Annotated in this window: 22 protein-coding genes; 6 read left to right on the forward strand and 16 right to left on the reverse strand. The window is 68.2% G+C overall.

The window, feature by feature from the left end:
- Nucleotides 1–81 precede the first annotated feature (81 nt).
- The 6 genes from OHA70_RS34515 to OHA70_RS34540 form a co-directional block, all read right to left on the reverse strand.
- A complete protein-coding gene (locus OHA70_RS34515) occupies nucleotides 82–2,457 on the reverse strand; it encodes a glycoside hydrolase family 65 protein (protein WP_328324939.1) in 2,376 nt (791 codons plus the stop codon).
- Nucleotides 2,454–3,212 carry an HAD family hydrolase gene (locus OHA70_RS34520; protein WP_328324941.1) on the reverse strand — a complete coding sequence of 253 codons (759 nt, stop codon included), beginning with the start codon at nucleotides 3,210–3,212 and terminating at the stop codon, nucleotides 2,454–2,456. Before OHA70_RS34520 ends, OHA70_RS34515 begins: the two co-directional genes overlap by 4 nt.
- Nucleotides 3,213–3,290: 78 nt before the next feature.
- The gene (locus tag OHA70_RS34525) at nucleotides 3,291–3,539 is read right to left on the reverse strand and encodes a hypothetical protein (protein ID WP_328324943.1); all 249 of its coding nucleotides are present in this window, start codon (nucleotides 3,537–3,539) and stop codon (nucleotides 3,291–3,293) included.
- A 13-nt stretch (nucleotides 3,540–3,552) separates the two neighbouring features.
- On the reverse strand, nucleotides 3,553–5,799 hold the full coding sequence (locus OHA70_RS34530; protein WP_328324945.1) for a transglycosylase domain-containing protein: 2,247 nt from the start codon (nucleotides 5,797–5,799) through the stop codon (nucleotides 3,553–3,555).
- A gap of 105 nt (nucleotides 5,800–5,904) precedes the next feature.
- Entirely contained in the window at nucleotides 5,905–7,062 is a 1,158-nt protein-coding gene (locus OHA70_RS34535; RefSeq protein ID WP_328324947.1) for a fatty acid desaturase family protein, read from the reverse strand.
- Nucleotides 7,063–7,075: 13 nt separating this feature from the next.
- Nucleotides 7,076–8,170: a ferredoxin reductase gene (locus OHA70_RS34540; RefSeq protein ID WP_328324948.1), complete on the reverse strand. Its 1,095-nt coding sequence runs from the start codon at nucleotides 8,168–8,170 to the stop codon at nucleotides 7,076–7,078.
- A gap of 87 nt (nucleotides 8,171–8,257) precedes the next feature.
- Here OHA70_RS34540 and OHA70_RS34545 point away from each other — a divergent pair, with 87 nt between their 5' ends.
- Nucleotides 8,258–9,514 carry a PucR family transcriptional regulator gene (locus tag OHA70_RS34545; RefSeq protein ID WP_328324950.1) on the forward strand — a complete coding sequence of 419 codons (1,257 nt, stop codon included), beginning with the start codon at nucleotides 8,258–8,260 and terminating at the stop codon, nucleotides 9,512–9,514.
- A 381-nt stretch (nucleotides 9,515–9,895) separates the two neighbouring features.
- Here OHA70_RS34545 and OHA70_RS34550 read toward each other — a convergent pair whose 3' ends face one another.
- The 4 genes from OHA70_RS34550 to OHA70_RS34565 all read right to left on the reverse strand — a co-directional run bounded on the left by OHA70_RS34550 (nucleotide 9,896) and on the right by OHA70_RS34565 (nucleotide 18,952).
- Nucleotides 9,896–15,382, reverse strand: coding sequence for an ATP-binding protein (locus tag OHA70_RS34550; RefSeq protein ID WP_328324952.1), 5,487 nt, complete (start codon nucleotides 15,380–15,382; stop codon nucleotides 9,896–9,898).
- Nucleotides 15,383–15,515: 133 nt separating this feature from the next.
- Nucleotides 15,516–17,705, reverse strand: a complete 2,190-nt coding sequence (katG, locus tag OHA70_RS34555) for a catalase/peroxidase HPI (protein WP_442913913.1) — start codon at nucleotides 17,703–17,705, stop codon at nucleotides 15,516–15,518.
- Nucleotides 17,706–17,754: 49 nt separating this feature from the next.
- Nucleotides 17,755–18,183, reverse strand: a complete 429-nt coding sequence (locus OHA70_RS34560) for a Fur family transcriptional regulator (RefSeq protein WP_328324956.1) — start codon at nucleotides 18,181–18,183, stop codon at nucleotides 17,755–17,757.
- Between the two features lie 58 nt (nucleotides 18,184–18,241).
- Nucleotides 18,242–18,952, reverse strand: coding sequence for a LysR family transcriptional regulator substrate-binding protein (locus OHA70_RS34565; RefSeq protein ID WP_328324958.1), 711 nt, complete (start codon nucleotides 18,950–18,952; stop codon nucleotides 18,242–18,244).
- A gap of 33 nt (nucleotides 18,953–18,985) precedes the next feature.
- Between OHA70_RS34565 and OHA70_RS34570 the strand changes: the two genes are divergently transcribed.
- Both OHA70_RS34570 and OHA70_RS34575 read left to right on the forward strand, forming a co-directional pair.
- Nucleotides 18,986–19,375 carry a DUF5997 family protein gene (locus OHA70_RS34570; protein WP_328324960.1) on the forward strand — a complete coding sequence of 130 codons (390 nt, stop codon included), beginning with the start codon at nucleotides 18,986–18,988 and terminating at the stop codon, nucleotides 19,373–19,375.
- A 37-nt stretch (nucleotides 19,376–19,412) separates the two neighbouring features.
- Nucleotides 19,413–19,931, forward strand: coding sequence for a VOC family protein (locus OHA70_RS34575; protein ID WP_328324962.1), 519 nt, complete (start codon nucleotides 19,413–19,415; stop codon nucleotides 19,929–19,931).
- A 36-nt stretch (nucleotides 19,932–19,967) separates the two neighbouring features.
- Here the strand turns inward: OHA70_RS34575 and OHA70_RS34580 are convergent, their stop codons facing one another.
- The 4 genes from OHA70_RS34580 to OHA70_RS34595 are packed head-to-tail and all read right to left on the reverse strand — an operon-like array spanning nucleotide 19,968 to nucleotide 22,639.
- The gene (locus OHA70_RS34580) at nucleotides 19,968–21,143 is read right to left on the reverse strand and encodes a low temperature requirement protein A (RefSeq protein WP_328324964.1); all 1,176 of its coding nucleotides are present in this window, start codon (nucleotides 21,141–21,143) and stop codon (nucleotides 19,968–19,970) included.
- 40 nt (nucleotides 21,144–21,183) lie between these two features.
- Nucleotides 21,184–21,408: a hypothetical protein gene (locus tag OHA70_RS34585; protein ID WP_328324966.1), complete on the reverse strand. Its 225-nt coding sequence runs from the start codon at nucleotides 21,406–21,408 to the stop codon at nucleotides 21,184–21,186.
- On the reverse strand, nucleotides 21,405–21,854 hold the full coding sequence (locus tag OHA70_RS34590) for a cupin domain-containing protein (protein ID WP_328324968.1): 450 nt from the start codon (nucleotides 21,852–21,854) through the stop codon (nucleotides 21,405–21,407). Before OHA70_RS34590 ends, OHA70_RS34585 begins: the two co-directional genes overlap by 4 nt.
- A gap of 2 nt (nucleotides 21,855–21,856) precedes the next feature.
- The gene (locus OHA70_RS34595; RefSeq protein ID WP_328324970.1) at nucleotides 21,857–22,639 is read right to left on the reverse strand and encodes an SDR family oxidoreductase; all 783 of its coding nucleotides are present in this window, start codon (nucleotides 22,637–22,639) and stop codon (nucleotides 21,857–21,859) included.
- A gap of 142 nt (nucleotides 22,640–22,781) precedes the next feature.
- On the opposite strand from OHA70_RS34595, the gene OHA70_RS34600 reads away from it, so the two are divergent.
- Genes OHA70_RS34600 through OHA70_RS34610 form a run of 3 tightly spaced genes read left to right on the forward strand, consistent with a single transcriptional unit; the run spans nucleotide 22,782 to nucleotide 25,363 of the window.
- Nucleotides 22,782–24,245 carry a DHA2 family efflux MFS transporter permease subunit gene (locus OHA70_RS34600; protein ID WP_328324972.1) on the forward strand — a complete coding sequence of 488 codons (1,464 nt, stop codon included), beginning with the start codon at nucleotides 22,782–22,784 and terminating at the stop codon, nucleotides 24,243–24,245.
- Nucleotides 24,242–24,901: a transcriptional repressor LexA gene (gene lexA, locus OHA70_RS34605; RefSeq protein ID WP_328324974.1), complete on the forward strand. Its 660-nt coding sequence runs from the start codon at nucleotides 24,242–24,244 to the stop codon at nucleotides 24,899–24,901. Before OHA70_RS34600 ends, lexA begins: the two co-directional genes overlap by 4 nt.
- A 27-nt stretch (nucleotides 24,902–24,928) precedes the next feature.
- Nucleotides 24,929–25,363, forward strand: a complete 435-nt coding sequence (locus OHA70_RS34610) for a TIGR03618 family F420-dependent PPOX class oxidoreductase (RefSeq protein WP_328324976.1) — start codon at nucleotides 24,929–24,931, stop codon at nucleotides 25,361–25,363.
- A 39-nt stretch (nucleotides 25,364–25,402) separates the two neighbouring features.
- On the opposite strand, the gene OHA70_RS34615 is transcribed toward OHA70_RS34610, so the two are convergent.
- Together OHA70_RS34615 and OHA70_RS34620 are read right to left on the reverse strand one after the other, a co-directional pair.
- The gene (locus tag OHA70_RS34615) at nucleotides 25,403–26,230 is read right to left on the reverse strand and encodes a MauE/DoxX family redox-associated membrane protein (RefSeq protein ID WP_328324978.1); all 828 of its coding nucleotides are present in this window, start codon (nucleotides 26,228–26,230) and stop codon (nucleotides 25,403–25,405) included.
- Between the two features lie 23 nt (nucleotides 26,231–26,253).
- Nucleotides 26,254–26,859, reverse strand: coding sequence for a cell wall protein (locus OHA70_RS34620; protein WP_328324980.1), 606 nt, complete (start codon nucleotides 26,857–26,859; stop codon nucleotides 26,254–26,256).
- Nucleotides 26,860–26,863 lie beyond the last annotated feature (4 nt).

Genomic DNA, 26,863 nt, shown 5'->3' on the forward strand with positions numbered 1-26,863 from the left:
ACGGCCGGCGGATCCCGGCCTACCAGCTAAGACAGAGTGGCCCCTCGCCCTGTGACGGGCGGGGGCCAACAGTCGAACGAGTCAATGGCGGGTCGACGTGGTGTTGCCCAGAGCTGACAGCGGCTCGCGCCCAAGCGGCTGAGTCGGCCGGGGCAGCAACGGCTTGCGGGGATGGACCGGCAAGGTCACCGGCTTGCCGACGGTCACTTCGATCTCCTCCCCCTCATGGAGAATCGTGAGGCTGGCGTCCGGGCCGTCATGGACGGAGTACGTGACGTGGTCCTGGCGGATCTCCACCCGCAACCGGACCCCGCGCCAGCGGACGGTGAAAGCCAGCTTGTTCAGCCCGGTCGGAAGTACCGGTTGGAAGGAGAGCCCTGCTTCGCGCGCCCGCAGACCGCCGAAGCCGGCGACGAGCGCGGTCCAGGCACCGGCGAGCGACGCCATGTGCAGACCGTCGCCGGTGTTGTGGTGCAGATCGAGCAGGTCGATCAGCGCAGCCTCGTACGCGTAGTCGTAGGCGAGGCCGAGATGGCCGACCTCCGCCGCCGTCACCGCTTGCACGCAGGCCGACAAGGACGAGTCCCGGACCGTGATCCGCTCGTAGTAGTCGACGTTGCGCGCCTTCTGCTCGGGCGTGAACTGGTCGCCGCACCAGAACATCGCCAGCGTCAGGTCCGCCTGCTTGACGACCTGGCGGCGGTACAGCTCGAAGTACGGGGCGTGCAGCAGCAACGGGTACTTGTCCTTGTACCCCTCGAAGTCCCACAGCGCGTAGTCGGTGAACCCCTCCGACTGCGGGTGCACGCCTAGTTCCTTGTCGTACGGGATGTAGACGGCGGCCGCGGCGTCCCGCCAGCTGGCCTCCTCCTCGGTGTCCACGTCGAACCGGCGGGCGTCGTCGGGGAACCGCGTGACGAAGGAGGCCGCGATCCGAAGGTTGCGCGCGGCCATCAAGTTGGTGAAGACGTTGTCGTCGGCAACGGCGCTGTACTCGTCCGGGCCGGTCACGCCCGGCAGGTGCCACTTGCCGTGCCGGTCGTGATGCCCGAGCGACATCCACAACCGGGCACTCTCGACGAGCAACTCCAGACCGCAGTCCTTGATGAAGGCGTCGTCACCTGTCGCGAGGTGATAGCTGTCCACCGCCGCGGCGATGTCGGCATTGAGGTGGAAGGCCGCAGTACCGGCCGGCCAGTAGCTCGAGCACTCCTGTCCCCGGATCGTGCGCCACGGGAACGCCGCGCCGCGCAACCCGAGCACCTCGGCGCGCTCCTTCGCCATCGACATCGTGCCGTGCCGCCAGCGCAACGCGTCGGCTGCCGCGTCGGGCATCGTGAAGATCAGTACCGGCAGTACGAAGCCTTCGGTGTCCCAGAAGGTGTGCCCGTCGTACCCGGCGCCGGTCAGGCCCTTCGACGGAATGGCCCGCCGCTCGGCCCGCGCGCCGGACTGCAGGACGTGGAACAGGGCGAAGCGGACCGCCTGCTGCAACTCCGGATTGCCCTCGACCTCGACGTCTGCCGCATCCCAGAAGTCGTCCAGGAAAACCTTCTGCTGGGCGACCAGGCCGTCCCAGCCGGAGAACTTCGCACCCACCAGCGCCGCCGATACCTGGTCGGTGATCGCCGTCTCCGACCGCAGACTCGACCAGCCGTAGGCGAGGAACTTCACCACCCGGATGGACTCCCCCGGCTGCAGCTCCGCCACGACCGTCGTCCGTCCCCAGTCCTCGCGGACGTCGACATCCACCTCGGTACGGGCCGGGCACTCGACCGTGTGAGTCATGCCCGCGGCCATCAACTGGTTGCTGGACCGGGTCCGGTGGACCAGGATCACTTCCTCGTCGTCGCTGTCCTGCGAGACCGCTTCCAGCGGGTTCTCGAGGACTGCCGAGACGCGAGGGTCGTTCGACAACTTCGGCTGCTTCTCGTTTGCGACCAGTTCCGACTGGACGACGAAGCGGACCGGCTGGTCGACTGCTTCCACGACGTACTCGATCGCCGCGACCGCACGCTGGGTCAGCGAGACCATTCGCCGGGACCGCACCTTGATCCGCTTGCCGGCCGGTGAGGTCCAGTCGAGCTCGCGGGTGAGGATGCCGGTCCGGAAGTCGAGGCGGCGCTCGTGCGAGTGCAGTTCGCCGTACCGGACGTCGAGCGGCGAATCGTCGACGAGCAGCCGGATCAGCTTGCCGTTGGTGACGTCGACCAGGGTCTGCCCCGACTCGGGGTAGCCGTAGCCGGCTTCGGCGTACGGGAGCGGGCGCTGCTCGTAGAAGGAGTTCAGGTAGGTACCGGGGATCGCGTACGGCTCCCCCTCGTCGAGGTTGCCGCGCAGGCCGATGTGCCCGTTGGAGAGCGCGAACAGGGACTCCGCCTGGGCGAGTTTGTCGAACGGCAGCTCGGTCTCGCGCAGCTGCCAGGGCTCGATCGGGTGCGGTCCGCGGTCGATCATCGCGTTTCTCCTTCAGACCCGTCGATCAATTCGGCGAGGTCCTTCACGACGATGTCGGCGCCGTTGCTCTTCAGCTGATCGGCCTGCCCGACCCGGTCCACCCCGACCACATAGCCGAACTTTCCGGCCCGGCCGGCCTGTACTCCGGCCAGCGCGTCCTCGAAGACGACGGCCTCGGACGGCTCGACCCCGCACCACTTCGCGCCTGCCAGGAAGGTGTCCGGCGCGGGCTTGCCCTTCAGTCCGGTCTCGCGGATCGTCACGCCGTCGATCCGGTGCTCCACCAGCGGCGCGAGGCCGGTCACCTCGAGCACCTGCTGGGTGTTCGCGCTCGACGACACCACCACTCGCCGCAGCCCGGCCTCCTTGGCTGCCTCGAGGTAGCGCCGGGAGCCTTCGAAGACCCGGACGCCGTCGTCGTGGATGCGGCGCAGGACGGCGATGTTCTTCTGGTTGCCGAGCCCGTTGATCGTCTGCGTGCCCGGCGCGTCGTCGGGCTCACCCTCGGGCAGCGTGATGCCACGCGAGGTGAGGAAGTCGCGGACGCCGTCGGCGCGCGGCTTGCCGTCCACGTGAGCGTCGTACTCGTGGTGGGCGTCGAACGGGACGAACGGGATGCCCGCCTTCTCCGCGTGGGCGCGCAGGAAGTCGTCGAACATCTCCTTCCACGCCGCCGCGTGCACCGCCGCGGTATCGGTCAGCACCCCATCGAGATCGAACAGACAGACCTTGATCTGCCCCGGCAACCCCAACATCGTTCGCCTTCCGGTCGGTGACGTGGTTCGAGCATCACGCTCATAGTCACCGTAGCCGGTGTCCGGCCAGGTCCTTGGTCAGGACGTGCAGAGGAACGGCGGCTGTCCGCCGCCCGAATGGTAGTTGTACCGGGCCCCGTCGGCCTCGAGTACCGTCCGGGTGCCTTTGACAACAGCCTGTGTGTAGAAGCGTCCGGGCTTAGGGCAACCAAGGCTGCCGTCGGGCCAGGTCACCTCCTCGGAGCTGACCACGGTCACATCGGCCTCGTCGATGCCGAGGTGGACGGCCAGGTCGGCCTTCGCCTGGGCGACGAGCTCTGCCGTCATCGTTGACCGCGCTTCATCGCTGGGTGGCCGGTTTGACCGGCGGCGGAGGCATCACGGGCGGCTTCGTCGGTGGTACCGGCGGCTTGGTGGGCGGTACCGGCGGCTTCGGCGGCTTGGGCTTGTTCTTCTCTTCCTTCGCCTTCTTCTCCGCCTCGTACTTCTTGTCGAGCTCCGCCTGCGCCTTCTGCTGCGCGGGGGTGCCGTTGACGAGGCGGTCGCTGGGAGCGGTGAACCGGCGCAGCGGCATGCCCTGCAGCGCGTTCTGCATCGCGGTCTTCCACAGCGGACCGGCAGTACCGGAGCCGGTCGGGTCGGAGATGTCCTCGCCGTTCAGGTCGTGGCCGTACATCAGGTTCGTGTACGGGAGCGTGGCATCGGCGACCACCGCGGCGCCGGCCAAGTTCGGCGCGTAGCCGGCGAACCACACCGCCTTGTTCTCCTGGATCGTTCCGGTCTTGCCGGCCAGATCCCACTTGCCGAAGTTCAGCTTGCCGCCGGTGCCGCCCGGCTCCATCACCGCGCTCAGCACCCGGTTCACCCCGTCGGCCACGCCCGGCTGAAGCGCCTGCCGGCAGGTGATGCCCGGCGTCTGGATCGGCCGGCCCGCCTTGTTCACCACCGAGGTGACGATCAGCGGAGCACAGTACTTGCCGCGGGCGGCGAAGGTGGCGTAGGCGTTCGAGAGCATCAGCGGCGTCGTGTAGCCGACGCCGAGGGTGAACGAGACCACCTGGTCCAGCGGGGCGAGGGTCTGCGCGTTGTACATCCCGAGCTTGGCCGCGATGGTGGCCGGCGCACACAGCCCGGTGCGCTGGGACAGCTGCAGGAAGTACGTGTTGGTGGAGGCGCGGGCCGCCTCGACCATGCTCAGGTACCCGCTCTTGGTGGAGTTCTGCGGCGTGTAGTCGGGGTCCTCGGTGGTGCCCTTGCAGGTGGTGAACTTCTTGCCGCTGAGGTCGATCTGTTTCGGCGAGTTGATCTTGTAGCTCATCGGCAGGCCCTTGGACAGCGCCGCCGCGATCGTGAACGCCTTCATCGTCGAGCCGTTCTGGAACCCGCCGTAGCCACCGGCATACGACTTCTCGACGTTGTAGTTGTACGCCGTCTGGTTGCGCCCGGCCCCGTACGGCCGGCTCTGCACCATCGCCCGTACCAGCCCGGTGCCGGGCTGAACGATGGTGATCGCCGCGATGGCCGAGTCGGTCTTCTTCGTGTGCGCGCTGATCGACTTCTGCGCGGCCGCCTGGATCCGCGGGTCGAGCGAGGTTCGTACCGTGATCCCGCCGGTCTTGAGGAAGTGCTCCCGGTCCGCGCGGGTCTTGCCGAGCGCCGGGTTGTCGAGCAGCTTCGAGACGGCGTACTCGCAGAAGAACGGGTACGGCGAGTTGGCGCAGCCGGCCTTGACCTTGTACATGTGGCTCAGGTCGATCGGCGTCTTGATGGCCGCGGCCGCCTGCTTGGCGGTGATCACGTTCAGCTCGGCCATCCGGCGCAGCACGACGTCGCGGCGCTCGCGGGAGCGCTTGAGGTTGTTGGTCGGGTCGTACCCGGTCGGGTTCTTCACCAGCCCGGCGAGCATCGCGGCCTGCGGGAGGTTGAGATCCTTGGCCGCCACGTGGAAGTAGTGCTGCGCGGCCGCCTGGATGCCGTAGGTGCCGTCGCCGAAGTTCACCAGGTTCAGGTACTTCTCCAGGATCTCGTCCTTGGAGTACTCCTCCTCGACCGCGATCGCGTAGCGCAGCTCGGCCAGCTTGCGCTCGTACGTGACCGCCGTCGCCAGCTCGCGCTGCGCCTGCGTCTTGGCCTTCTCGACCAGGGTCAGCTTCACGAACTGCTGGGTGATGCTCGAGCCACCCTGCTGGACGCTGCCCTCGGACTGGTTGCGGACCAGCGCCCGCAGCGTGCCCTTGGCATCGAGCGCGCCGTGCTCGTAGAACCGGTCGTCCTCGATCGCCACGATCGCCTTCTGCATGATCGGGCTGACCTTGTTGAGCGTCACCGGCACCCGGTTCTGCTCGTACATGGTCGCGATCAGGCTGCCGTCCGCGGCCAGAATCCGGCTCCGGGTCGCCAGCGGAGCCGTCGTCAACTCGACCGGCAGGTCCTTCACCGACCCGGCGACTGTGGCGGTGCTGCTGCCCGCGAACCCCGCGAACGGGATCACCAGCCCAGCCGACAGCGCACCCGCGAGAACACTCACGCCGATCAGCTTGATCAAGGCCTGAGTACCACCGCGTACGCCTCCCCTGGCTGAACGCATGCCCCAAGAGTAGTCGACACTGGGTCACCAAGCAGCCACAGGCGCGGTTTCAACTCTGCAACCAGTACTGCCGGCCGCCGTCCCCCGAGCGGCAGCCGGCGCGGATCAGGCGGTCAGCTGGCCGTTCGGCTGGCCCTGGAGGCGGAATCGGGCGGCAGCCGACAGCTTCTGTGCGAAGTCGTTGGGGAGGGACAGCCGGAACACCTTCGACCACGCCGACGCGACCTGCTTCGGCAGCGGGCCGGTCGTGTACGCGAGACCGTAGTCTCGGAACAGCTGCTGCACCTGCGGCGCGATCTCCTGGTACCGGTTGCTCGGCAGGTCCGGGAACAGGTGGTGCTCGATCTGGTACGAGAGGTTGCCGGTCATGATGTGCATCGCGCGGCCGCCGGAGATGTTGGCCGAGCCGAGCATCTGCCGCAGGTACCACTCGCCGCGGGTCTCGCCGTCGATCGACTTCTTCTCGAACGTCTGCACGCCCTCGGGGAAGTGACCGCACATGATCACCGAGTGCGCCCAGACGTTGCGGACGATGTTGGCGGTGAAGTTCGCGGCCAGCGTGTGCAGCGCCGACGGCCCGGACAGCAGCGGGTGGACGACGTAGTCCTTCGTCATCTGGCCACGGATCTTCTTGAACACCTGCTTGTACCGGGCCTTGAAGTCCGGGCTCTGCCGGCGCTTCTTGCTGGCCAGGTTCTTGCCCAGCTCCAGGTCGTACGCCGCGATGCCGTACTCGAAGAACATCGCGTTGATGAAGTTCCACAGCGGCTGGGCCAGGTACGCCGGGTACCACTTCTGGTCCTCGTCGACCCGCATGATGCCGTAGCCGAGGTCGTTGTCCTTACCGACGACGTTCGTGTACGTGTGGTGCAGCTCGTTGTGCGAGTGCTTCCACTGCTCGGACGGCGACGCGTGGTCCCACTCCCACTTGGTCGAGTGGATCTTCGGGTCGCGCATCCAGTCCCACTGGCCGTGCATGATGTTGTGGCCGATCTCCATGTTCTCCAGGATCTTGGCCACCGAGAGTCCCGCAGTACCGATCAGCCAGGCCGGCGGGAACAGCGAGGCGAGCAGCACGGCCCGGCTGCCCAGCTCCAGCTTGCGCTGCACGCTGATCACCTTGCGGATGTACGCCGCGTCGGAGGCGCCTCGCTCGGCGATGACGTCGGCGCGGATCGCGTCGAGCCGGCGGCCGATCTCCTCGATGTCGTCAGCCGTGAGGTGAGCGATCGGGTTGTCGGCCTTCTTCTGCAGAACAGTCATATGAGTCTCTTCCTCAACAGTCGATGTCGCACGCGCCGGCCGCGGCCGAGATGCAGGTCTGGATCAGGACGCCGTCGCCGGGCGCGGCAGTGGTCACGTCGCCGGAGCGAAGGTCGCGCACCGAACCGGAGCGCAGAGGCAGTACGCAGGAGAAGCAGATCCCCATCCGGCAGCCGGACGGCATCAGTACGCCGCTCTGCTCGCCGGCCTCGAGGATCGGGGTGGTGCCGTCGAGCTCGATCGTGGTGCCGGTCCCGGTGAAGTGGACGGTCCCACCCTCGCCGGGTTCAGCGAGCGCAGTACGGAATCGCTCTGTGTGCAGGCCGCCAAGCTCAAGCGAAGCCCACTGCTCTTCGAGCGCGTCGAGCAGACCGGCAGGCCCACAAGCCCAGGTCTCCCGCTCCGCCAGATCCGGTACTACGTCCGCCAACGCCGCAACGTCGAGCCTGCCGTGGGTGTCGGTGTGCTGCTCGACCAACCGCAGGTGGCCGGCGTCAGCCCAGGCTCGCAGCTCGTCGCCGAAGATCACGTCCTCGGGGCAGGACTCGGAGTGCACGAGCACAACGTCATCGAGCCGGTCGAGGCCGGAGCGCAGCATCCCCATGACAGGCGTGATGCCGCTGCCGCCGGTGACGAACAGGACCTTGCGGGGTGCCCGCTCCGGAAGTACGAAGTCGCCGACGGCCTGGTCGAGGTGCACCAGCTGGCCGGGACGCAACTCCTGCGCGAGGTGGGCGCTGACGAGCCCGTCCGGGACCGCCTTGGCCGTGATCGTGAGGAGGGCGCTCCCCGGAGCGGAGGTCAGCGAGTACGAGCGCCACAACCGGATGCCGCCGACCTCAAGGCCGATGCGGACGTACTGCCCCGGCTGGTGGCCGCGCCAGGCTGCGCCGGGACGCAGTACGACGGTCACCGCGTCGGCCGTCTCGCGACGGACCTCGATGACGCGGGCGCGCAGGTCAGCGCCGGCTCGCAGCGGGCGGAACATGTCGAGGTACTCGGAGGGGTCGAGCGGGTGGGTTGCAGCTGCCGCGACCTTCCAAATCCGGTCGCGCAGCCTTCCCCGGAGGGTGGCCGGGGCCTCGGCGTCGGACGCAAACGTGGTCATGCACTCCAGCATCCTCGACGGGAGGTGTAGTTTCATGACCGTCAGCGGTGAATCTGTTCTGCGATCTTGTTCGGAGGGAACAAAGAAATGGTCGATGTCGATCCGGCTCGGCTGCCGGATCCAGCCCAGCAACCGCCAGAGCACACCAGCCGGACGGCCCGCGGCGCCGCCGAGCTCGAGCTGGGCGAGGCAGCGGTCGAACTGTTGCGCTCCCGGCTGCCGGACATCGCCGGCCTGACCGTGACCGCGATCATCGTCGAGGTGCCCGCCTATACGAACGCGCTGGCCGGCCCGATGGGCGCCAAGATCGAAGGCGCCGTCCAGCTCGCCCTCGGCGGGTTCCTCCGGCTTGCCAGCAGCGGCGACCCCGGTACGCCGCTCGCTCCGGCTCTCGAGGGCGCGTACATACTCGGCCGCGGCGAAGCCCGCAGCGGCCGCACGATGGACGCCCTGCTAGCCGCGTACCGCGTAGGCGCCAGAGTCTCCTGGCGCGAACTCTCCCGCACAGCCGTGGAAGCAGGCCTCCCCGCCGACACCCTCGCCAAGTTCGCCGAACTCGTCTTCGCCTACATCGACGAACTCTCTGCCGCCAGCGTCTCCGGCCACACCGACGAACTAGCCACCACCGGCCGAGTCAGAGAGCGCTATCTCCAGGACCTGGCTCTCGGTCTGTTGCACGGCGACTCAACCGAACAGCTGACCGCCCGGGCCGAACGAGCCGACTGGGAACCACCGCGCACGCTGACCGCGGTCATCCTGCCCAGCGCCCAGGTTCGCAGCATGCTCGGCGCGCTGGACCCGCGGACGCTACGACCCGAGGCGGACCTGCCTGAGATCCAAGAAGAGGACGGCACCCCGGAAACAGCAGTTCTCCTGGTTCCCGACTCGGAAGGGTCAACCCGGCTTGCTCTGCTCAGGAACCTGCGCGGTTACCAGGCGTACGTCGGCCCACCTCAGCCTTGGATGACCGTCCGTACGTCGTACCTGCGGGCCCTTCGAGCGCGGCAGCTTCAACTCACCTCGGAACCCGATGAACCGGTCGACACCGAGCGGCACCTGACCACGTTCGTCGTCACGTCCGACCCGGCAGCTCTCGAAGACCTCCGGCGTCAGGTCCTCGCACCCCTCGCGGACCTCCGCCCGGCCACCGCCGACCGACTCACCGAGACCCTCCGCGAGTGGCTGCTTCACCTGGGCCGCCGCGACGAGGTCGCCGCGGCCCTCCACATCCACCCGCAAACAGTCCGCTACCGCATGGGCCAGATCCGCGACCTCTACGGCCCCCGCCTGGACGACCCTCAAGTCGTCCTGGACCTCACGATCGCCCTAGCCACCCCGCGCTAGGTCAGCCCCCTGCCTCCTGCGCGGCGACAGTGTCGGACTCCCCAACGCCGGACCGGCACTTTGGCGGGGTGCCCACTGGCAGGTTCTCGGGCCGCTGGCGTCAAGCATCACGCCACCGGCACCAAAACCCGCCAGCCGACCCCAGCTGAGCCCATTCCCGCCGATCCGTCGCCGCGCGACACCACCGTCCCGACCAAGACACCTGTCGCGCCGCGACGAAGCCGGCCGCCCGGACCGCCACCACTCACCAACGACCGAGAACCGCCCCGACACGCCGAGGTAAGCGCGTTCCTGCCACCCTCTGCTGTGCTGCGGATCCGCCCCCCAAAACCCAGCCGGCCAGGCGACCGTCCCCCGCAACCAGAGCACCGGTTTGCTAGCTCAGGAGAGCCCTGCCTCCAGCGCGGCGATGAGTTGCGGGCGCAACTCCTCCGGGGTGATCACGGCATCTACCGATCCGACCGCGACGGCTCTGTGGATGCTGTGGACTCGGTCGAACTCGGCTGCCACCTCACCCAGCTTCTCCGCGCGGACCGTCGAGCGGATGTCGGCCAGCTCGTTGGTCAGGGCGGCCCGCTCGGCGCCTTCCGACTCGGCAAGCCGGTCCGACACCGACGTCACTCGCGAGTCGGCCGACGTGCGGTTGTTCACCTCACCCGAGAACACCACCGCGGCAGCAGGCGCTCCACCGATCACGGACGCGAACGAGCCCTCGACGGCGAGCACCGTCATCCGCGGATTCAGCGTCTTCGAGAACACCACGAACGCACCACCGTGGTACCGGGAGACGACGCAGAACACGATCGGCCCCTGGAAGTTCACGATCGCGCGACCGATCTCCGCGCCGTACTCCAATTGCAGGTTCCGCATCGACTCCGGCGACCCGTCGAACCCGGACAGGTTCGCCAGCACCACCAGCGGACGGTTGCCACTGGCAACGTTGATCGCGCGCGCCGCCTTCTTCGACGACCGCGGGAACAGCGTGCCGCCGTTGTACGTGTCCGGCCCGTCGGTGGGCGGGAAGCCCCGCCGCGCCACCGACTTGGACTCGATCCCGAGCAGGCAGACCGAGATGCCACCGAGCCTGGTGTCGACGACGACCGCAGTCTCCGCGTCGGCCATACCGGCCCAGCGCTCGAGCATCGGGTGGTCCTGGTCGGCGACCGCGCGCATCACCGTGCGGATGTCGAACGCCTTCTTGCGATCCGGGTTGGTGGCATCGGAGAAGATCTCGCCGATCGTGCTGAACCCGCCGTCGACCGGATCGTGCGGGAACACCGTCACGTCACGATCATGCGGATCGGAGGAAGCAGCGCGACGCGGCCCGCTCTCCCCCGGTACGACGTAAGTGTGGTCGTAGTGCGCCATCAGGATGTCCCGCGCACTGGCCAGATCGGGCGCCCAGTACTGCGCCTGCCCGTTCGGCCCCATCACCCGGTCGTACCCGCCGATGCCGAAGTTGTCCTCGGCCGACACACCACCCGCGAAGTCCAGCGTCTGCTTGCCGGTCAGCACCATCGCGCTGTCCGGCGTCATCACCAGGATGCCCTTGGTGTGCATCAGCATCGTCGCTTCGGCGTTCCAGTACGGCTGCGCACCGACATTGATGCCCGCGACAACCACATTGATCTCGCCGCCGGCCTGGGTGAACTCGACGATCCGCTTCAGCGCCTTCGCGACCCAGTCCATGTTCTCGGTGCCGGAGTCCATCGAGATCCGCGCACCAGCCGACACCGCGAACCACTCAACCGGTACGCCGAGCTTCTCCGCCAGGTCGAGCGCCCCGATGATCCGAGCACACTCCGCCTCGGCGACCGCACCCAATGCCTTGGTCGGGTCGCCACTCAACACGACCCGGGTGACGCCTTCGGAGTGCCGACGGGTCGGCGTACTGACCACACCCACGATCAGGCCGGCCTTGTTGAGCCCACGCGGCCGCTGAACCGGTACCAGCGAACCCGAGTCGTCGAGGTCGTGCTCGACGAAGGTGCCGCCCGCGCCGACGACCATGCCCGCGACCTCATACGGGTAGACCGTGTTGCGCCGACGCGCCCGCTGGACCTTCTGTGCGTAACCGTCCAACGGCTTCAACGGCTCGGTGGCCGGCCGCTCGACAGCGGTCACAACCCCAGCGCCGGGCTGGTAGTAGAACCGTCCGACGACCGGGAACGGCTGACCGTTCGAGCCGATCACGCGACCGGTGACGACGACCTCTTCGATGCCCGCGCCCGACGTCAGCGGCGCGATATTGCGCTGCAACGCGGTGAGCTCGGCGACCTGACCGTCGATGACCGGCCAGACCGTCACCCAGACGTGGTTCATCTCCAGGCGGGCGCCGGCCGCGCCGCGCGCAGTACGGGCCCGGCGGATGCCTTCGAGGCAGTTCGCGATCGCCCGCTCGACGTGCGGCAGCGAGGTGACCTTGCCGGTCTCGTCGCGAACCACTGCGAACTGGCGGACCTGAGCCAGTGCGACCAGCCGCTCGTCGGCTTCGTTGTCGCGGGCAACACAGTGGTAGAGCAGGACGTCCTCGGGCGCTTCGAGCCGGGTGATCCGGAAGTCGCGCAGCCGCCACAGGTTGAGCCGGCGGCCGACCATCGGGTGTACGCCGCGGACGTTGTCGTCCTCGACGATGCCGGCCGACGATGGGCGGTAGGTGAAGTACCAGACCTCGCGGCCGCCACCCGGCGCCACCGCGATGGCGACCCGGCGGACCTGCTGGGTGAACGGCAGACCGGCGACGATCTCGCACAGCCGGTCGGACGCCTCCTGCTGGTTCTCCGGGGTGTCGGGCCAGGACAGGTACAGGTCGGCGACCGCCTCGTGCCCAGCCGGCCGGATGGCGATCTCGGCGGTCAGGTCGTGGACCAGGCCGCTCTCGACATCTGCGAGCTCGGCGACCGTACCGACCGTGCTGACCAGATGCGTCGGGCGCTCGTCCAGCGTGTAGTCGGCCGTCGTGAACGCGCGGCCGTTGACGCTCGCGTTGCGCAGGTCGTGCAGCTCGTGCTCGAGGTAGTGCCGGCGGACCAGCACCTCCAGCATCGGTTCGTTGCCGTTGGCACCATTCGTCAACCGCTTGGCGAGGAACATGACGATCTGCTCGGGGATCGTCGCCAGTGCCTCGATGCGTTCCGAGTAGTCGGACGCTGCCGGGTCGAGCGCGAGCGCCGCCAGCTCGTCGCCGACGACCGACAGCACCTCGGCGCGCGCCTGGTCGACCAGCGGCTGGTCGAACCACCGGAACCGCACGCTGCGGGCCAGGTCGCCGATCACGGGGAAACGCAGCTGGGTCGCAAGTACCAGGTGGTCGAGGACCGCGTTCGCCTCGGTGTCCAGCGGCGACTCGGGCAGCGGGCCGGCGAGCCACTGCTGCAGCAGCGCGGTCACGAGCAGTACGTCGGGAGATGTGCGCTGCTGAGCGAGGAAGATCCGGAAGACCGCGTCGGTCAGTTCCTCGCCGCGGTCCAGGTCCTTGACGCCGTACCAGCAGAGCACCCGGGCAAGCCGGTCGACGAACTCGGCCGGCAGCCCCGCCCGCTCGGTGTCGAGGGTCTGCAAGTACGTGTGGAAGTGCTCCTTCGGGCTGTGCACCCGCAGCTCGGTGTTGAGGTCCTCGCCGACCGGCCGGTTGCGGCTCAACTCGGCGAAGTCGGCGAACAGACGCAGTACGCCGATCTCGTCGGCAACCGGCGCCTCGGCCAGCTCCGCACGGGCCTCCAGGTACTCGGCCAAAGTCCGGCCTTCGTCGCGCGGGTCGATGTCGAAACCGAGCAGCATGCTGCGCAGATCATCCAGCCGACGGGTAGCCCGCTCGGCCGCGGTCGGCCGCGTCTCAGGTTCGGGCAGTTCGAGATCGGCGCCGGCGGCGTCCTCGACCTTTGCATCGGCATCCCCGATGAGTTCCAGGCGCACCAGCGGCGTACCGGTCTCGACCTGGCTGCCCGCCGAGACGGGCAGCTCGCGGACGATCGCCTTGAACGGCGCGTAGAGCACCGTCTCCATCTTCATGCTCTCCAGCACCAGCACCGGAGCGCCCGCCTCGACCTCGGCGCCGGCCGCGACCGGAGTCGCCACCACGAGCGCCGGAGCGGGTGCGCGCATGACGCCACCCTCGTCGCGGCTGACCCGGTGCGTGACCCCGTCGACCTCGACCAGGTGCACGGGTCCGTGCGTCGCGGTGATCAGCCGGAACCGACGACCGGCCACCACGATGCGTGCGTCGTACGCGTCCAGCCGCTCGATCTCGACATCGAGGTACTGCAGGTCACCGTTGGAGCCGACGCCAGCGCGATAGCGATGCGGCCCGATCCGGGCGACAGACACCTGGTACGCCGCTCCGCGCAACTTCAGCGCAATGGCCCGACCCACCTCGTGCTGGACCTGAGGCCGGCCGCCGCGCGCGGTCTCCAGCAACCGCTGCCGCTCGACCCGCTCGGCCTCCTCGTACGCCTCGATCGCCGCGACGATCAGCGCAACACCGGAGTGCCGGCTTGAAACCAGTCGCCCCTCACCACGGACCCGGTCGATCCAGCCGGTGTCGGCGCTGCCGTCGATCACCTCGGGCTGGTCGAGCAGATCGAGGACGAAACTCTTGTTGGTCGCGCCACCCTCAAGTACGACGGTGGTGTCAGCGACCGCGCGCCGCAACCGGCCGAGCGCCTCGTCGCGGGTCCGGCCGAAGGCGATGATCTTGGCGATCATCGAGTCGAAGTCGGCCGGGATCTCGTCGCCCTCGCTGACGCCGGTGTCGACCCGGATGCCCGGGCCGGACGGCAGCCGGAGCCGGGCGATCCGGCCGGGTGACGGCGCGAAGTCGCGATCCGGGTCCTCGGCGTTCAGCCGGGCCTCGACGGCGTGCCCGTGCTCGGCGGGCTGCGGGCCCTCCAGCTTGTTGCCCGACGCAACATGAATCTGCGCCTTGACCAGGTCGACCTCGGTGGTCAGCTCGGTGATCGGGTGCTCGACCTGGAGCCGGGTGTTGACCTCCAGGAAGGCGAAAAGCTTGTCGGCGGGCTGGTACAGGAACTCGACCGTGCCCGCGCCTTTGTAGCCGACGGCAAGGGCCAGTCGCTCGGCCGACTGCTTGAGCTCGAGGTTCTGCTCCGGCGTCATGACCGGCGACGCCGACTCCTCGATCACCTTCTGGTTGCGCCGCTGCACCGAGCAGTCCCGCACGCCCAGCGCCCAAGCGGTCCCCTGCCCATCGGCGATGACCTGTACCTCCACATGCCGCGCGCCCGTGACCAGGCTCTCCAGGAACACGATGCCGCTGCCGAATGCGCGCAGAGCCTCGTCGCTGGTGCGCTGGTACGCCTCGCGCATCTCCTCGTCATCGCGGATCATCCGGATGCCACGGCCACCACCACCAGCGGTCGCCTTCAGCATCACCGGGTAGCCGACCTCGTTCGCCGACGCGATCGCCGCGTCGAGCGACTCGACCGCGCCCCGGCTCCACGGCGCCACCGGTACGCCGACCTCCTCGGCGATCAGCTTGGAGCCGATCTTGTCGCCGAGCTTGCGCATCGCCTCGGCGCTCGGCCCGATGAAGGTGACGCCGATCCGGTCGCACAGCTCAGCGAACGCCGGGTCCTCGGCGACGAAGCCCCAGCCGACCCAGGCGGCGTCCGCCCCGGACTCGGTCAGCGCGCGCTCGAGCTTGGCGTGGTCGAGGTACGGGCGGTCGGCGGCCGGACCGAGCGGATAGCTCAGATCGGCCTCGCGCACGAAGGTCGCGGTGCGCTCGGCGTCGGTGTACAACGCCACCGTCTCGATCAGGCTCCCGGTCTCGGCGTTGAGCTCGCGGACCGCGTTGATCAGCCGCATGGCGGCTTCTCCCCGGTTGACGATGGCGATACGGCTGAACACCGGGCAGTACTCCTGTCGTCGGGAAACCTGTCAGTGCACACATTCCCAGGCTTCAGCCCCTACCGTCGAGTCGGGGTGCAAACTCATGGAACAGCCCGGACCTTTCGGCCCGGGCTGTTCCTGTGACACTGAATCAGCTGATGTCGTAGCGATCCAGGTTCGTCACCTTGACGAAAGCGGCCACGAAGTCCTTCACGAACTTCTCCTGGGCGTCGTCGCTGGCGTAGACCTCGGCCAGCGCACGCAGCTCCGAGTTCGACCCGAACAGCAGGTCGACGCGGCTACCGGTCCACTTGACCTCGCCGTCGGCGCCGCGGGCCTCGTAGGTCCCGTCGTCGGCCGCGGCCGGCTTCCACGTGACCCCCATGTCGAGCAGGTTCGCGAAGAAGTCGTTGGTCAGCTGGCCCGGGCGCTCGGTCAGTACGCCGTGCGCGGACTGTCCGTGGTTGGCGCCCAGGACGCGCAGGCCGCCGACCAGGACGGTCATCTCCGGCGCGCTCAGGGTCAGCAGGTTGGCCCGGTCGATCAGCAGGTACTCCGCCGGCAGCCGGTTGCCCTTGCCGAGGTAGTTGCGGAAACCGTCCGACGTCGGCTCCATCGCGGCGAAGGAGTCGACCTCGGTCTGCTCCTGCGACGCGTCGGTACGGCCCGGCGTGAAGGGCACCTGGACGTCGTACCCGGCGGACTTGGCGGCCGTCTCGACGGCGGCGACGCCACCGAGCACGATCAGGTCGGCCAGCGAGACCTTCTTGCCAGAGGCGTTGAAGGTCTCCTGGATGCCCTCGAGCGTGCGCAGGACCTGCGCGAGCTGCTCGGGCTCGTTGACCTCCCAGCCGACCTGCGGCTGAAGGCGGATCCGGGCGCCGTTCGCGCCACCACGCTTGTCACTGCCACGGAACGACGCGGCCGACGACCACGCGGTCGACACGAGCTGCCCGACCGACAGGCCGGTACCGAGGATCTGCGCCTTCAGGGCCGCGACGTCGTCGTCGTTGACCAGCTCGTGGTCGACGGCCGGCACGCGGTCCTGCCAGAGCAGCTCCTCCTGCGGCACCAGCGGGCCGAGGTAGCGCTGGATCGGGCCCATGTCGCGGTGCGTCAGCTTGAACCAGGCGCGGGCGAAGGCGTCCGCGAACTTGTCCGGGTTCGCCAGGAAGTCACGGGCGATCGGCTCGTAGATCGGGTCGAAACGCAGCGCCAGGTCGGCGGTCAGCATCGTGGGCGCGCGGTTCAGCGAACCGTCCTCGGGGTCGGGGATGGTGTTCGCCCCGGCGCCGTCCTTCGCCTTCCACTGGTTCGCTCCGGCCGGGCTCTTGTCGAGCTCCCACTCGTAGCCGAACAGGTTCTCCAGGAAGCCCATGCTCCACCGGGCCGGCGTCGAGGTCCAGGTGACCTCGAGACCGCTGGTGATCGCGTCGCGGCCCTTGCCGGTACCGAAGCTGTTCCGCCAGCCGAAGCCCTGCTCCTCCAGCGGCGCGCCCTCGGGCTCGTGGCTGACGTACTTCTCCGGGTCGGCCGCACCGTGGGTCTTGCCGAAGGTGTGCCCACCGGCGATCAGCGCGACGGTCTCCTCGTCGTTCATCGCCATCCGGCCGAACGTCTCACGGATGTCGCGGGCCGAGCCCAGCGGGTCCGGGTTGCCGTTCGGGCCTTCGGGGTTCACATAGATGAGGCCCATCTGTACGGCGGCCAGCGGCTTCTCGAGCTCGCGGTCACCGGTGTAGCGCTCGTCGCCGAGCCAGGTGGCCTCGGGACCCCAGTAAACGTCCTCGTCCGGCTCCCACACGTCCGGGCGGCCGCCGGCGAAGCCGAAGGTCTTGAAGCCCATCGTCTCCAGCGCGCGGTTGCCGGTGAAGATCATCAGGTCGGCCCAGGACACCGAGGCGCCGTACTTCTTCTTGACCGGCCAGAGCAGCCGGCGGGCCTTGTCCAGGTTGCCGTTGTCGGGCCAGCTGTTCAGCGGCGCGAACCGCTGCATGCCCGCCCCCGCGCCACCGCGGCCGTCGCTGACCCGGTACGTACCGGCGCTGTGCCAGGCCATCCGGATCATGAACGGGCCGTAGTGCCCGAAGTCGGCCGGCCACCAGTCCTGCGACGTGGTCAGCACCGCGTCGACGTCCGCGGCGAGCTCGTCCAGGTCGACGGTCGCGAACGCGGCGGCGTAATCGAACTCCTCGCCCATCGGGTTGGCGACCACCGGGTGCTTGCGCAGGATCTTCAGGTTCAGCTGGTTCGGCCACCACTCACGGTTGGTGCCGCCCTCGGTCGGGTGCTTCAGCTGTCCGTGGTCTACGGGGCACTGGGCTCCGCTCTCGTCGTTCATCTCGCCGACTTCGGCGTTCGGTCCTTCAGACACGGCAAACCTTCCGGGATCAAAGAGCTCTGGACGTGGTGGAACAGGTGGGACACAGGCCCCAATAGACGACTTCGGCCTCGTCGATCACGTAACCGTGATCGTCCGACGCCGTCAAACAAGGGGCGGAGCCGTGCGCGCAGTCGACGTCTTCGATCGCTCCGCAGGACCGGCAGACGACATGGTGGTGGTTGTCCCCGACGCGCCCCTCGTACCGTGCGACCGACCCGGTCGGCTGGATCCGCCGCAGCAGTCCAGCGCTGGTGAGCGCACGCAGTACGTCATAAACAGCCTGATGGGACACATCGAGCTCGCCACGGACGGACTGAATGATCGTGTCCGTGTCAGCGTGCGGGTTCTCCTCCACGGCGGCGAGCACAGCCACCCGCGGCCTGGTGACGCGCAGAGCAGCCCCCCGCAACCGGTGCTCGAACTCCGTCGTCGCCACGATCCGGAGTCTTCCCCCTTTTCTGGAATCAGTCAAGATTAGCTGCGCGGACAGCGTGTCACCGCTTGCGATTACCTCGCTGGGGGCGCTGGGGCGTCCTGGCCGGTGCCGACTTCTTCGCCTTGGCCTTGGCCTTGGCTTTGTCGGTTGCCTTGACCTTGGGTGCGGCCACCGGCTGGCGAGAACTGTTGACGGTACGGCCGCGGATGATGCCGATCAGCTGTTCCATCAGTTCGGACGGCTCGCCTTCGGGCCAGCTCAGTACGACCTGGGACTCGGGAGCGTCGGTGATCGGCCGGTACGTCAGGTCCTTGCGGTGATGAAGCCTGGCCAGCGATTGCGGTACGACGAGCAGCCCCACTCCGGCCGCGACCAGCTCGATCGCCAGCGCAGTCGTCTCCGGCCGCTCGGCGAAAGGGTGACCAGGCAACTGTTCCCACTCGAGCGTGTCGTCGAGCGGGCGTAGTACGACATCATCGGCGAGATCGGCCGCAGTGACCTCCTCGGCCGCCGTCACCAGATGATCCTTCGGCACGACGACCACCGTCGTCTCCGTGTAGAGCGGGATCGCGTGCAACCCGTCCCGATCGATCGACAACCGCAACAATGCGGCCTCCGCTCCCCCGCCCCGGACGAGCTCAGCCGCCTCCGCAGCCGGTACGCCGACCAGCTCGAGCGCGACCCTGGGCAGCCGCTCGTTCCAGATCCGCACCCACTTGGTCGGTGTCACGCCGGGGACATACGCGAGCCTGAAAGTCGGTGCTGTCACCGGGTCAGGCTATCTCTCGATACCCTGGGCCCCATGACGTCGCCGAAGACCAGCCAGACAATGAAACCCGCAACGGCGGCCAAGAAGCTCGGTGTGTACCTCGAAGCCACGCCCGCGGAGTTCCAGGAAGGCCTCGTCACCCGCGACGAGCTCAACTCCCTGCAGACCGACCCGCCGCAGTGGCTGCGCGACCTGCGCGCCAACGGCCCGCACCCCCGCCCGGTCGTCGCCGCCCGCCTCGCCGTCTCCATCTCAGGCCTGGCCCGAGCCGGCTACACCGAGCCGCTCACCACCGCCGAGATCGAGGAACTCCGCGCCGAGAACCCGGATTGGCTCCAGCGCGAACGCGAGATCCAGGCGGACGTACAGGCCGAAGCCGAGCGCGTGAAGGAAGCCAAAGCAGCCAAGGCCGCCCGCCACTGACCTACCCCTCGGTTGAGTCCTCAACTACCATAGGTAGATGGCGATCTTCCGGCTGAACCACGCAGTCCTCTACGTCCGCGACGTCACCGCGAGTGTCGCCTTCTACCGCGACGTCCTCGGCTTCGACTACATCGAAGGCGGCGACGCCTACCAGGGCGCCGCCTTCCTCCGAGCCCCCGACTCGACCAACGACCACGACCTGGGCCTCTTCCAACTAGGCGCCGAGGCCGGCCCATCAGGCGCAGGCAAAACCACAGTCGGCCTCTACCACCTGGCCTGGGAGGTAGACACCCTGGGCGACCTCGAAGACCTCCAAAAAGCCCTGACCACCGCCGGCGCCCTGGTAGGCCAATCCGACCACGGCACCACCAAGTCCCTCTACGGCAAAGACCCCGACGGCCTGGAATTCGAAATCGTCTGGATCATCCCCGCAGACCAGCTAACCCCCGAAGACAAAACCAAATCCGGCGTCTCCCGCCTGGACCTAGCCGCCGAGCTAGCCAAATACGGCCGAGAATCCCGCAGCGGCCTAGGCATCTCCCGCCCGAACAACTGACCACCAATTTCTTCTTGTTCTTGCTTTTGTTCTTTGCTAGACGGTTGTGGTTGTGGCGGGCCAGGCGATGGTGGCGGCGGTCAGCAGTACTACAAGGGCTGTGATGACTGCTACGACGCCGGTGACGGTGAGGGTTGGGGCTGCGAGGGGGACTAGTAGGACGGCCGCGGCGCAGATGGCGGTTGTTGGGCGGCGGGTGATGGTGTTGGGGCTGATCAGCGAGTGGACCGTGTGCAGCAGGATGAGGAACGCGCTCACCGGGATGGCTACGGCGTAGGCGACGGTTGTTTCTGAGGCTTCTAGGTGGTGGCCGGCTTGGGCGACGCTGACCTCTAGGCCGCCGCCCAGTGCTGCGAGGGCGCAGAAGATGCCGTAGTGGATGTAGCCCCACTGGTACGACTTGTGGCGGCGATCTGCCAGGCCCGAGCCGGCGGGGTGGAGGAAGTACAGCCACCAGATGGCGAAGATCAGGATCAGGCCGCAGAGGGCTACCGCGATCAGGGCGAAGCTGACGTGTTCTGACTCCACCGCATCCTGGACTGCTGCAGTCGCGGCCAGCACGCTCTCACCGAGGACGATGATGACGAAGAGCCCGTACCGCTCCGCGATGTGATGTGGATGCCAACTGGTCTTCGCGGCGCGCTCGGCCCACAACGGGACAGCCAGCTCGAGGACGACCAGCAGCAGGAAGGTCCACGCGCTGACGCCGTGCACCAGCAGAACCCGCAATATCCAGCCGACCTGCAGGAGCGAGATCCCGGCCGCATACCGGAAAGCCGTAGTACGGCAGGACGGATCTTCCACCCCGGCCCGGATCCATTGGCTCACCAGGCCGAGCCGCATGATCAGGTAGCCCAGCGTGATCCACTTGTAGTCCGAGTGCGACGCAGCAGCCGGTACGCCGGCCGCAAGTACCAGCGCACCGGCCATCTGCACCATCGTGGTCAGCCGATAGACGATGTCGTCGGTGTCGTAGGACGAGGCGAACCAGGTGAAGTTCATCCACGCCCACCAGATCGCGAAGAACACCTGCAGGAAGGGCACGACCGCGTCGTGGGTGTGCCCTTCCTCGATGCCGTGCGCGAGCTGCGCCACCACCGCGGCGATCGCGACCACGAAGGTGAGGTCGAAGAGCAGTTCGAGCGGACTCGAGACGCGATGCGGCTCGTCGATCGGCCGGGCGCGCATCCGCACCCGGAATCGCGCGGTCATGCCCACCAGCGTCCTCCAGCCACTCGCCCGTCTGCTCACCTCAGGCTAGGCGAGCCGAGCCGGGATCGGTGTGATCTCCTTCTAGAGCCTCGATCGCGCCGCGCAGGCTGCGCAGGCTCGCTTCCTCGTACTCGAGCTCGGCCGGATCGACCTGCCACTGATCGGGTGACATGGCCTCGTCCGGCCGGCTCGCCTCGATCGTCGTCAGCTCGACGTCCACGTCGACCTCGAGCTCGTCGAGGAACTCCTCGTCCGGCGTCGTCATGACTGCGGCGGAACCCGCCGGCCCTTGCGCTCTTCGAGTTCCTTGTCGCTGACGACGGTGAACATCGGCTGACCCGGTACGCCGAGCATGGTAACGACGAACTTGCTCGGGACGTCCGAACGGTTGTTGCCGTCGCGGTAGTGGATGACGTCGCCGCCCGGCTCCCAGAACGCCTCGCCGGCCTTGATCGCCCGCGGCGCCTCACCCTCCAGCTCGAACCACATCTCCCCCTCCAGCATGTAGCCGAAGGCCGGTCCGGAGTGCCGGTGCGGCGGAGCGCCCGGGTCACCCGGCGGGTACTCGATGATCGCCGTCATCACCTCGGCCTGCTCGGAGATGTGCGGCGGGGTCGCCGACTGCAGCATGGTGAGCCCGTTCTGCCAGGCTCCCGAGCCCGGTACGCCCTTGTCCTGCAGGACGCCTTCTTCTACCTGCGTGTCCGTCATAGCTACTTCCCTTCCGCGGCCTGCGCCGCGAGCCAGTCGCCGAAGTGGACGTCACCGAGCAGCGCATCGCCTTCCGGTACCAGCGACCGCTCCGAGACCGCGATCCCGAAGTACGTCGCGTTCGGGTCCTGTACCACCGTGCGCGCGTCCTTGCGCGAAGCAAGCGCGATCCGGATGAACTCGTCCAACTCGTACTGCTCCGGCCCACCGACCTCGGTGATCCCGTTGGTCGCCGGCGCAACCGCGGCCCGTCCGACTGCCTTCGCAACGTCCTCGGCCGCCATCGGCTGGATCAGCGCACCCGGCATCCGGACCGTGTCGCCCTCGGTACCGGTGTCCGCGATCGCCGCGGCGAACTCGTAGAACTGGGTCGCGTGCACGATTGAGTACGGGATGCCCGACTGCTGGATGAGGTTCTCCTGCAGCAGCTTCGCCCGGAAGTACCCGCTGGTGGACTTCGGGTCGTTGTCCGCCTTCGCCAGCCGGTCCGTACCGACGACCGACAGCGCGACGTGGTGCCCGACCCCGGCCTCCTTCTCGGCGGCCAGCAGGTTGGTGTTGGAGGTCTCGAAGAACTCGGTCGCCGCCGCCTCCTCGAAGCTCGGCGAGTTCGAGACATCGATCACCACGTCCGCACCCTTGAGCACCTGCTCGAGGCCCTCGCCGGTGAGCGTGTTGACACCCGACGCGGGCGAGGCGGCGACGGCCTCGTGGCCGTGCTCTCCCAGCTTCGCGACGACTTTCGAGCCGATCAGTCCAGTGCCGCCGACCACGACGATCTTCATCTGCCGATTCCTCCTTCTCAGCCGCCGGCACCCGTTGCCGCCGGTCCTGCAGCTAAGACAGGGCAGTTCCCCGACCTGTGACAGTGGCGTCCATCGGGTGGGAGGGAGCACTCTGGGACGGATACCGGCGGGAGGTCTTGGCGTGGCGACTGCGGAACTGCGTAGTGCGGCGGGGGTGGCGGTAGTCAGCGCGACCATCCTGGCCTCGACCATCGGGTTCCTGGATGCGTCGGTGGTCAGCGTCGCGATTCCTGCGATCGGTACCGACCTCCACGCAGGCGTCGCGGCGCTCCAGTGGGTGGTGACCGGCTACCTGGTCACAGTCGCCGCACTGTTGCTCGTCGCGGGCGGCCTGTCCGACCGGTACGGCCGGCGGCGCCTGCTCGTCGCGGGGCTGATCCTCACCCTGGCCGCCTCGGTGCTCTGCGCACTCGCCAACTCGGTCGGTCTGCTGATCGCGGCGAGAATCCTGCAGGGCGTGGGCGGTGCGTTGACCGTACCGAGCAGCCTGGCCCTACTCAACGCGACCCTGCGTCCGGAGGACCGCGCCCGGGGCATCGGGCTGTGGGCGGGCCTGGCGACCCTCGGGATGGCGATCGGCCCGTACGCCGGTGGCTGGCTGGTCGACCACGCGTCCTGGCAGTGGCTCTTCCTGCTCAACCTGCCCCTGGGGATCGCTGCCCTGCTGGTACTGCGCCACGTCAAGGAGAGCCTCGACGAGAATGCCAGTGGACGGCTCGACCTGCTGGGTGCGGCGCTGACCGTGGCCGGCTTCGGCGGCGTCATCTACGCACTGACCGAAGGATCGGCCCACGGCTGGTCCCGTCCCGCGGTGATACCGGCCGGTCTGATCGGACTCGTCTGCGTGATCGCCCTCTTCCCGCTCGAGTCCCGGCGCCAGGCACCGGTCATCAGGCTCCGGCTGTTCAAGTCGCGCCAGTTCGATGCGATCAACCTGAGCACGTTCCTGTTCTATGCGGCGCTCGGCGGAGCCGGCTACATCCTGTATCTGCAACTCGAACTGCAGTTGAACTACAGCGCCACCGCGGCCGGCGCCGCCCTCATCCCGTCCACGGTCGTCTTCCTGCTGATCTCACCCCTGAGCGGCGCACTCGTCGCGCGCGCCGGTCCCCGCTGGATGATGGCGATCGGGATCACGTTGGTCGGCATCGGCTTCGTCTACCTGACCGGGCTCGGCCCCGGGTCGACCTACCTGGGCGGCCTCCTCCCCGGGATCCTGCTCGAGGGCGTCGGGCTCGGCATCGCCGTGACTCCCCTGACAGCCGCTGTACTGGCAGCCGTTGACAACGCGGATCTCGGTGAGGCGTCGGCGATCAACAACACGGTCGCGCGGATCGGCGGTGTCGCGGCGATCGCACTGCTCCCCGCCCTGGCTGGTGGCGCCGGGCTCAACCTCAAGGAGACGATCTCGGCCAGCTACCGGCCGGCGATGATCGCCACCGCGGCGCTGTGCTTCGCCGCCGCGGCGGTAGCCGCCGTCTTCGTCTCGAGGACCGCCGGCGTCGCCGCGCCGAGAATCGCTCCCGCGCCACCGCATGGCTGCATCGCCGACTGTCTGTCCCAGCCTCTAGAATCCGGCCGGTGACCTACGACGACCTTGACCCCTTCGAGCAGTTGAACGCCGCCGGCCTTCCCGAGCGGCAGCAGAAGATTCTGGTGGCGATCCGGGACTGGGTGGTCAAGCACGGGTACTCGCCGAGCACCCGGCAGATCGGTGAGGCCGTCGGCCTGCGCTCGTCGTCCACGGTCTCCCGGCACCTGACCAGCCTGGAGGAGAAGGGCTTCCTCAGCCGCAGCCAGTCGATGTCGCGGCCGATCGACGTCCGGATGTTCCTGCAGGACAACCAGGCACCGACCCAGACGGACGACTCGGTCTCCGTCCCGGTGGTCGGCGACATCGCGGCCGGTACGCCGATCTCCGCGATCGAGCACCTCGACGACTCGCTCATGCTGCCGCGCGAGCTGACCGGCCGCGGCACCATCTTCGCGTTGCGGGTCCGCGGCGACTCGATGATCGACGCGGCCATCTGCGACGGCGACATGGTGGTGATCCGGCAGCAGTCCGAGGCGCACTCGGGCCAGATCGTCGCGGCGATGATCGACGAGGAGGCGACCGTCAAGGTGTACCGGCGCCGCAACGGCCACGTCTACCTGGAGCCGCGCAACCCGGCGTACGAGGTGATCGACGGCGACAACGCGACCATCCTCGGCATCGTCGTCTCAGTACTACGCAGTGTCTGATTCGCAGGGTCTGAGAGGCTGGCCGGTATGACGACCTTGGCTGAAGTAGTAGCGCTGGCGAGCGAAGACCAGGGGCTCGCCGTGGTCTCCACGCTGCGCGCCGACCAGACCATCCAGTCCTCGCTGGTGAACGCCGGCGTGCTCGACCATCCGGAGACGGGCTCACCCGTCCTCGCCTTCGTCACCTACGGCAAGGTGAAGCTGGCCAACCTCCGGGTACGTCCGCAGTTGTCGGTCACCTTCCGCAAGGGCTGGAAGTGGGGCACCGTCGAGGGACGGGCCCAGCTCGCCGGCCCGGACGACCCGCAGCCGTGGCTCGACGCCGAGTCGCTGCGGCTTCTGCTCCGCAACATCTTCATAGCCGCCGGCGGTACGCATGACGATTGGGACGAGTACGACCGGGTGATGGCCGAGCAGCACCGCACCGCAGTACTGATCACACCGGAACGCGTTTACGGCTGAGCCTGTTGGGCCGGTGGAGTACCGGCCCAACAGGTTCGCTTACGCCAGTACCGGCAACAGCGATGGCCGGTAGAGCGTTTCGCCTGACTCGTCGTCGACGACGGCCACCCGGACCTCGTCCGGCTCGTAGCGCAGGCGCGGTACTGCGAAGACGGCCGTCGCCTGGCGGTCGTCGTACGACGCCGTGTAGCTGATGAAGCGCCAATCCCCTTCATCCCAGTGGTCGTGGATTCCGGAGCGGAGGAGCGCGTTCACTGCCCGGTACGCACCACTGCGCAGCAACTGGTGCTCCGAGGTTGCCAGCGGTACGCCGTACGAGGCCGTGTTCGCCAAGGGATGCGTGAGCCTGACCTTCAGGCGACGCAACGGCAGCAACCAGTAGCGGTCGAGTTCGGACGACAAGGCAACGAACAGCATCGCCTCGACGACCACCACCGCGACAGCAGTTGCTCCCGGCAACGACGCGGCCCAGCCCGTGTCCGCCGTCGACGCCCAGACCGCGGCGCCCATCAGCAACCCTGCCCGGCCGAAGGACCGCCACGTGACGGGTGCCATCGCGGACCCTGCGCAACCGCAGGACGAGTCCGGAGCGGCAATCCGCGTGTACGTCAGATAGCTGAGAAAGCCTACCGACAAGGCGATCGTGGCCAGGCTCTCCACCTTCCACACCGGAGGTAGCAGAAGCATGGCGGCGAGCAGCAACTCGACCGCGCCGACCGCACGGAACGCCGGCTCGGCCCGATCCTCACCGACGAACCTCTTCAGAGCGGTTCGCCGTGCCCTGGCACCGACCAGCGGCCCGACGAGCTTCCCGTACGACGACCACACCAGCAGCGCGCTGATCACCAGCGCCTGGAGGGCCGCCACCTGTCCCATCATCGACGGCCGCCCTACGCCGACGCCGCGTAGATGGTGGCGACGTCGATCTCGTTGGTGTCCGGTCGCCAGGCGCCGATCACCTGGATGTGCTTGCCGACCTTGACCTTCGACATGTCGGCCACCGCGGGCGCACCGTTGTAGACGGCGGCGCTGGTGCCCGGCACGACGTGGCCGACGATCTTCGAGCCCTTGTGGTCCAGGTGCAGGGCGTTCAGGCCGATCCCGGTGACATGGACGTTGAGATTGACGATGTTCACCCAGACCGACTCGGCGGCGATCGTGCCGTCGGGCATCACCACGCCCCGGGCGTACAGGCCGTCGCCGACCTTGACCTGGTCGAGGGTGGTCGGGCGGAGTTTCCAGACACTGGTACCACCGGTCAGCCGGAGCCGGTGAAACCGGCCGTCGGAGCCGGAGACCAGGATCATGCTGCCGTCGCGGGCGGTGACCCGGCCCTCGGCGAAGTTCGGGTCGGGCGCGCCCGGCTCGGCGTTCTGCGCACGGGCGGCGAAGGCGGTCTCGGGAGCGAGCGAGCCCATGGCGGTCGCGCCGACCAGGGTCGCGGTGCCCAGTACGGCGCCGCTGAGCAAGGTCCGGCGATCCATCGTGTTCGTCATCGGT

Source organism: Kribbella sp. NBC_00382 (genome assembly GCF_036067295.1).
Lineage (GTDB): Bacteria > Actinomycetota > Actinomycetes > Propionibacteriales > Kribbellaceae > Kribbella.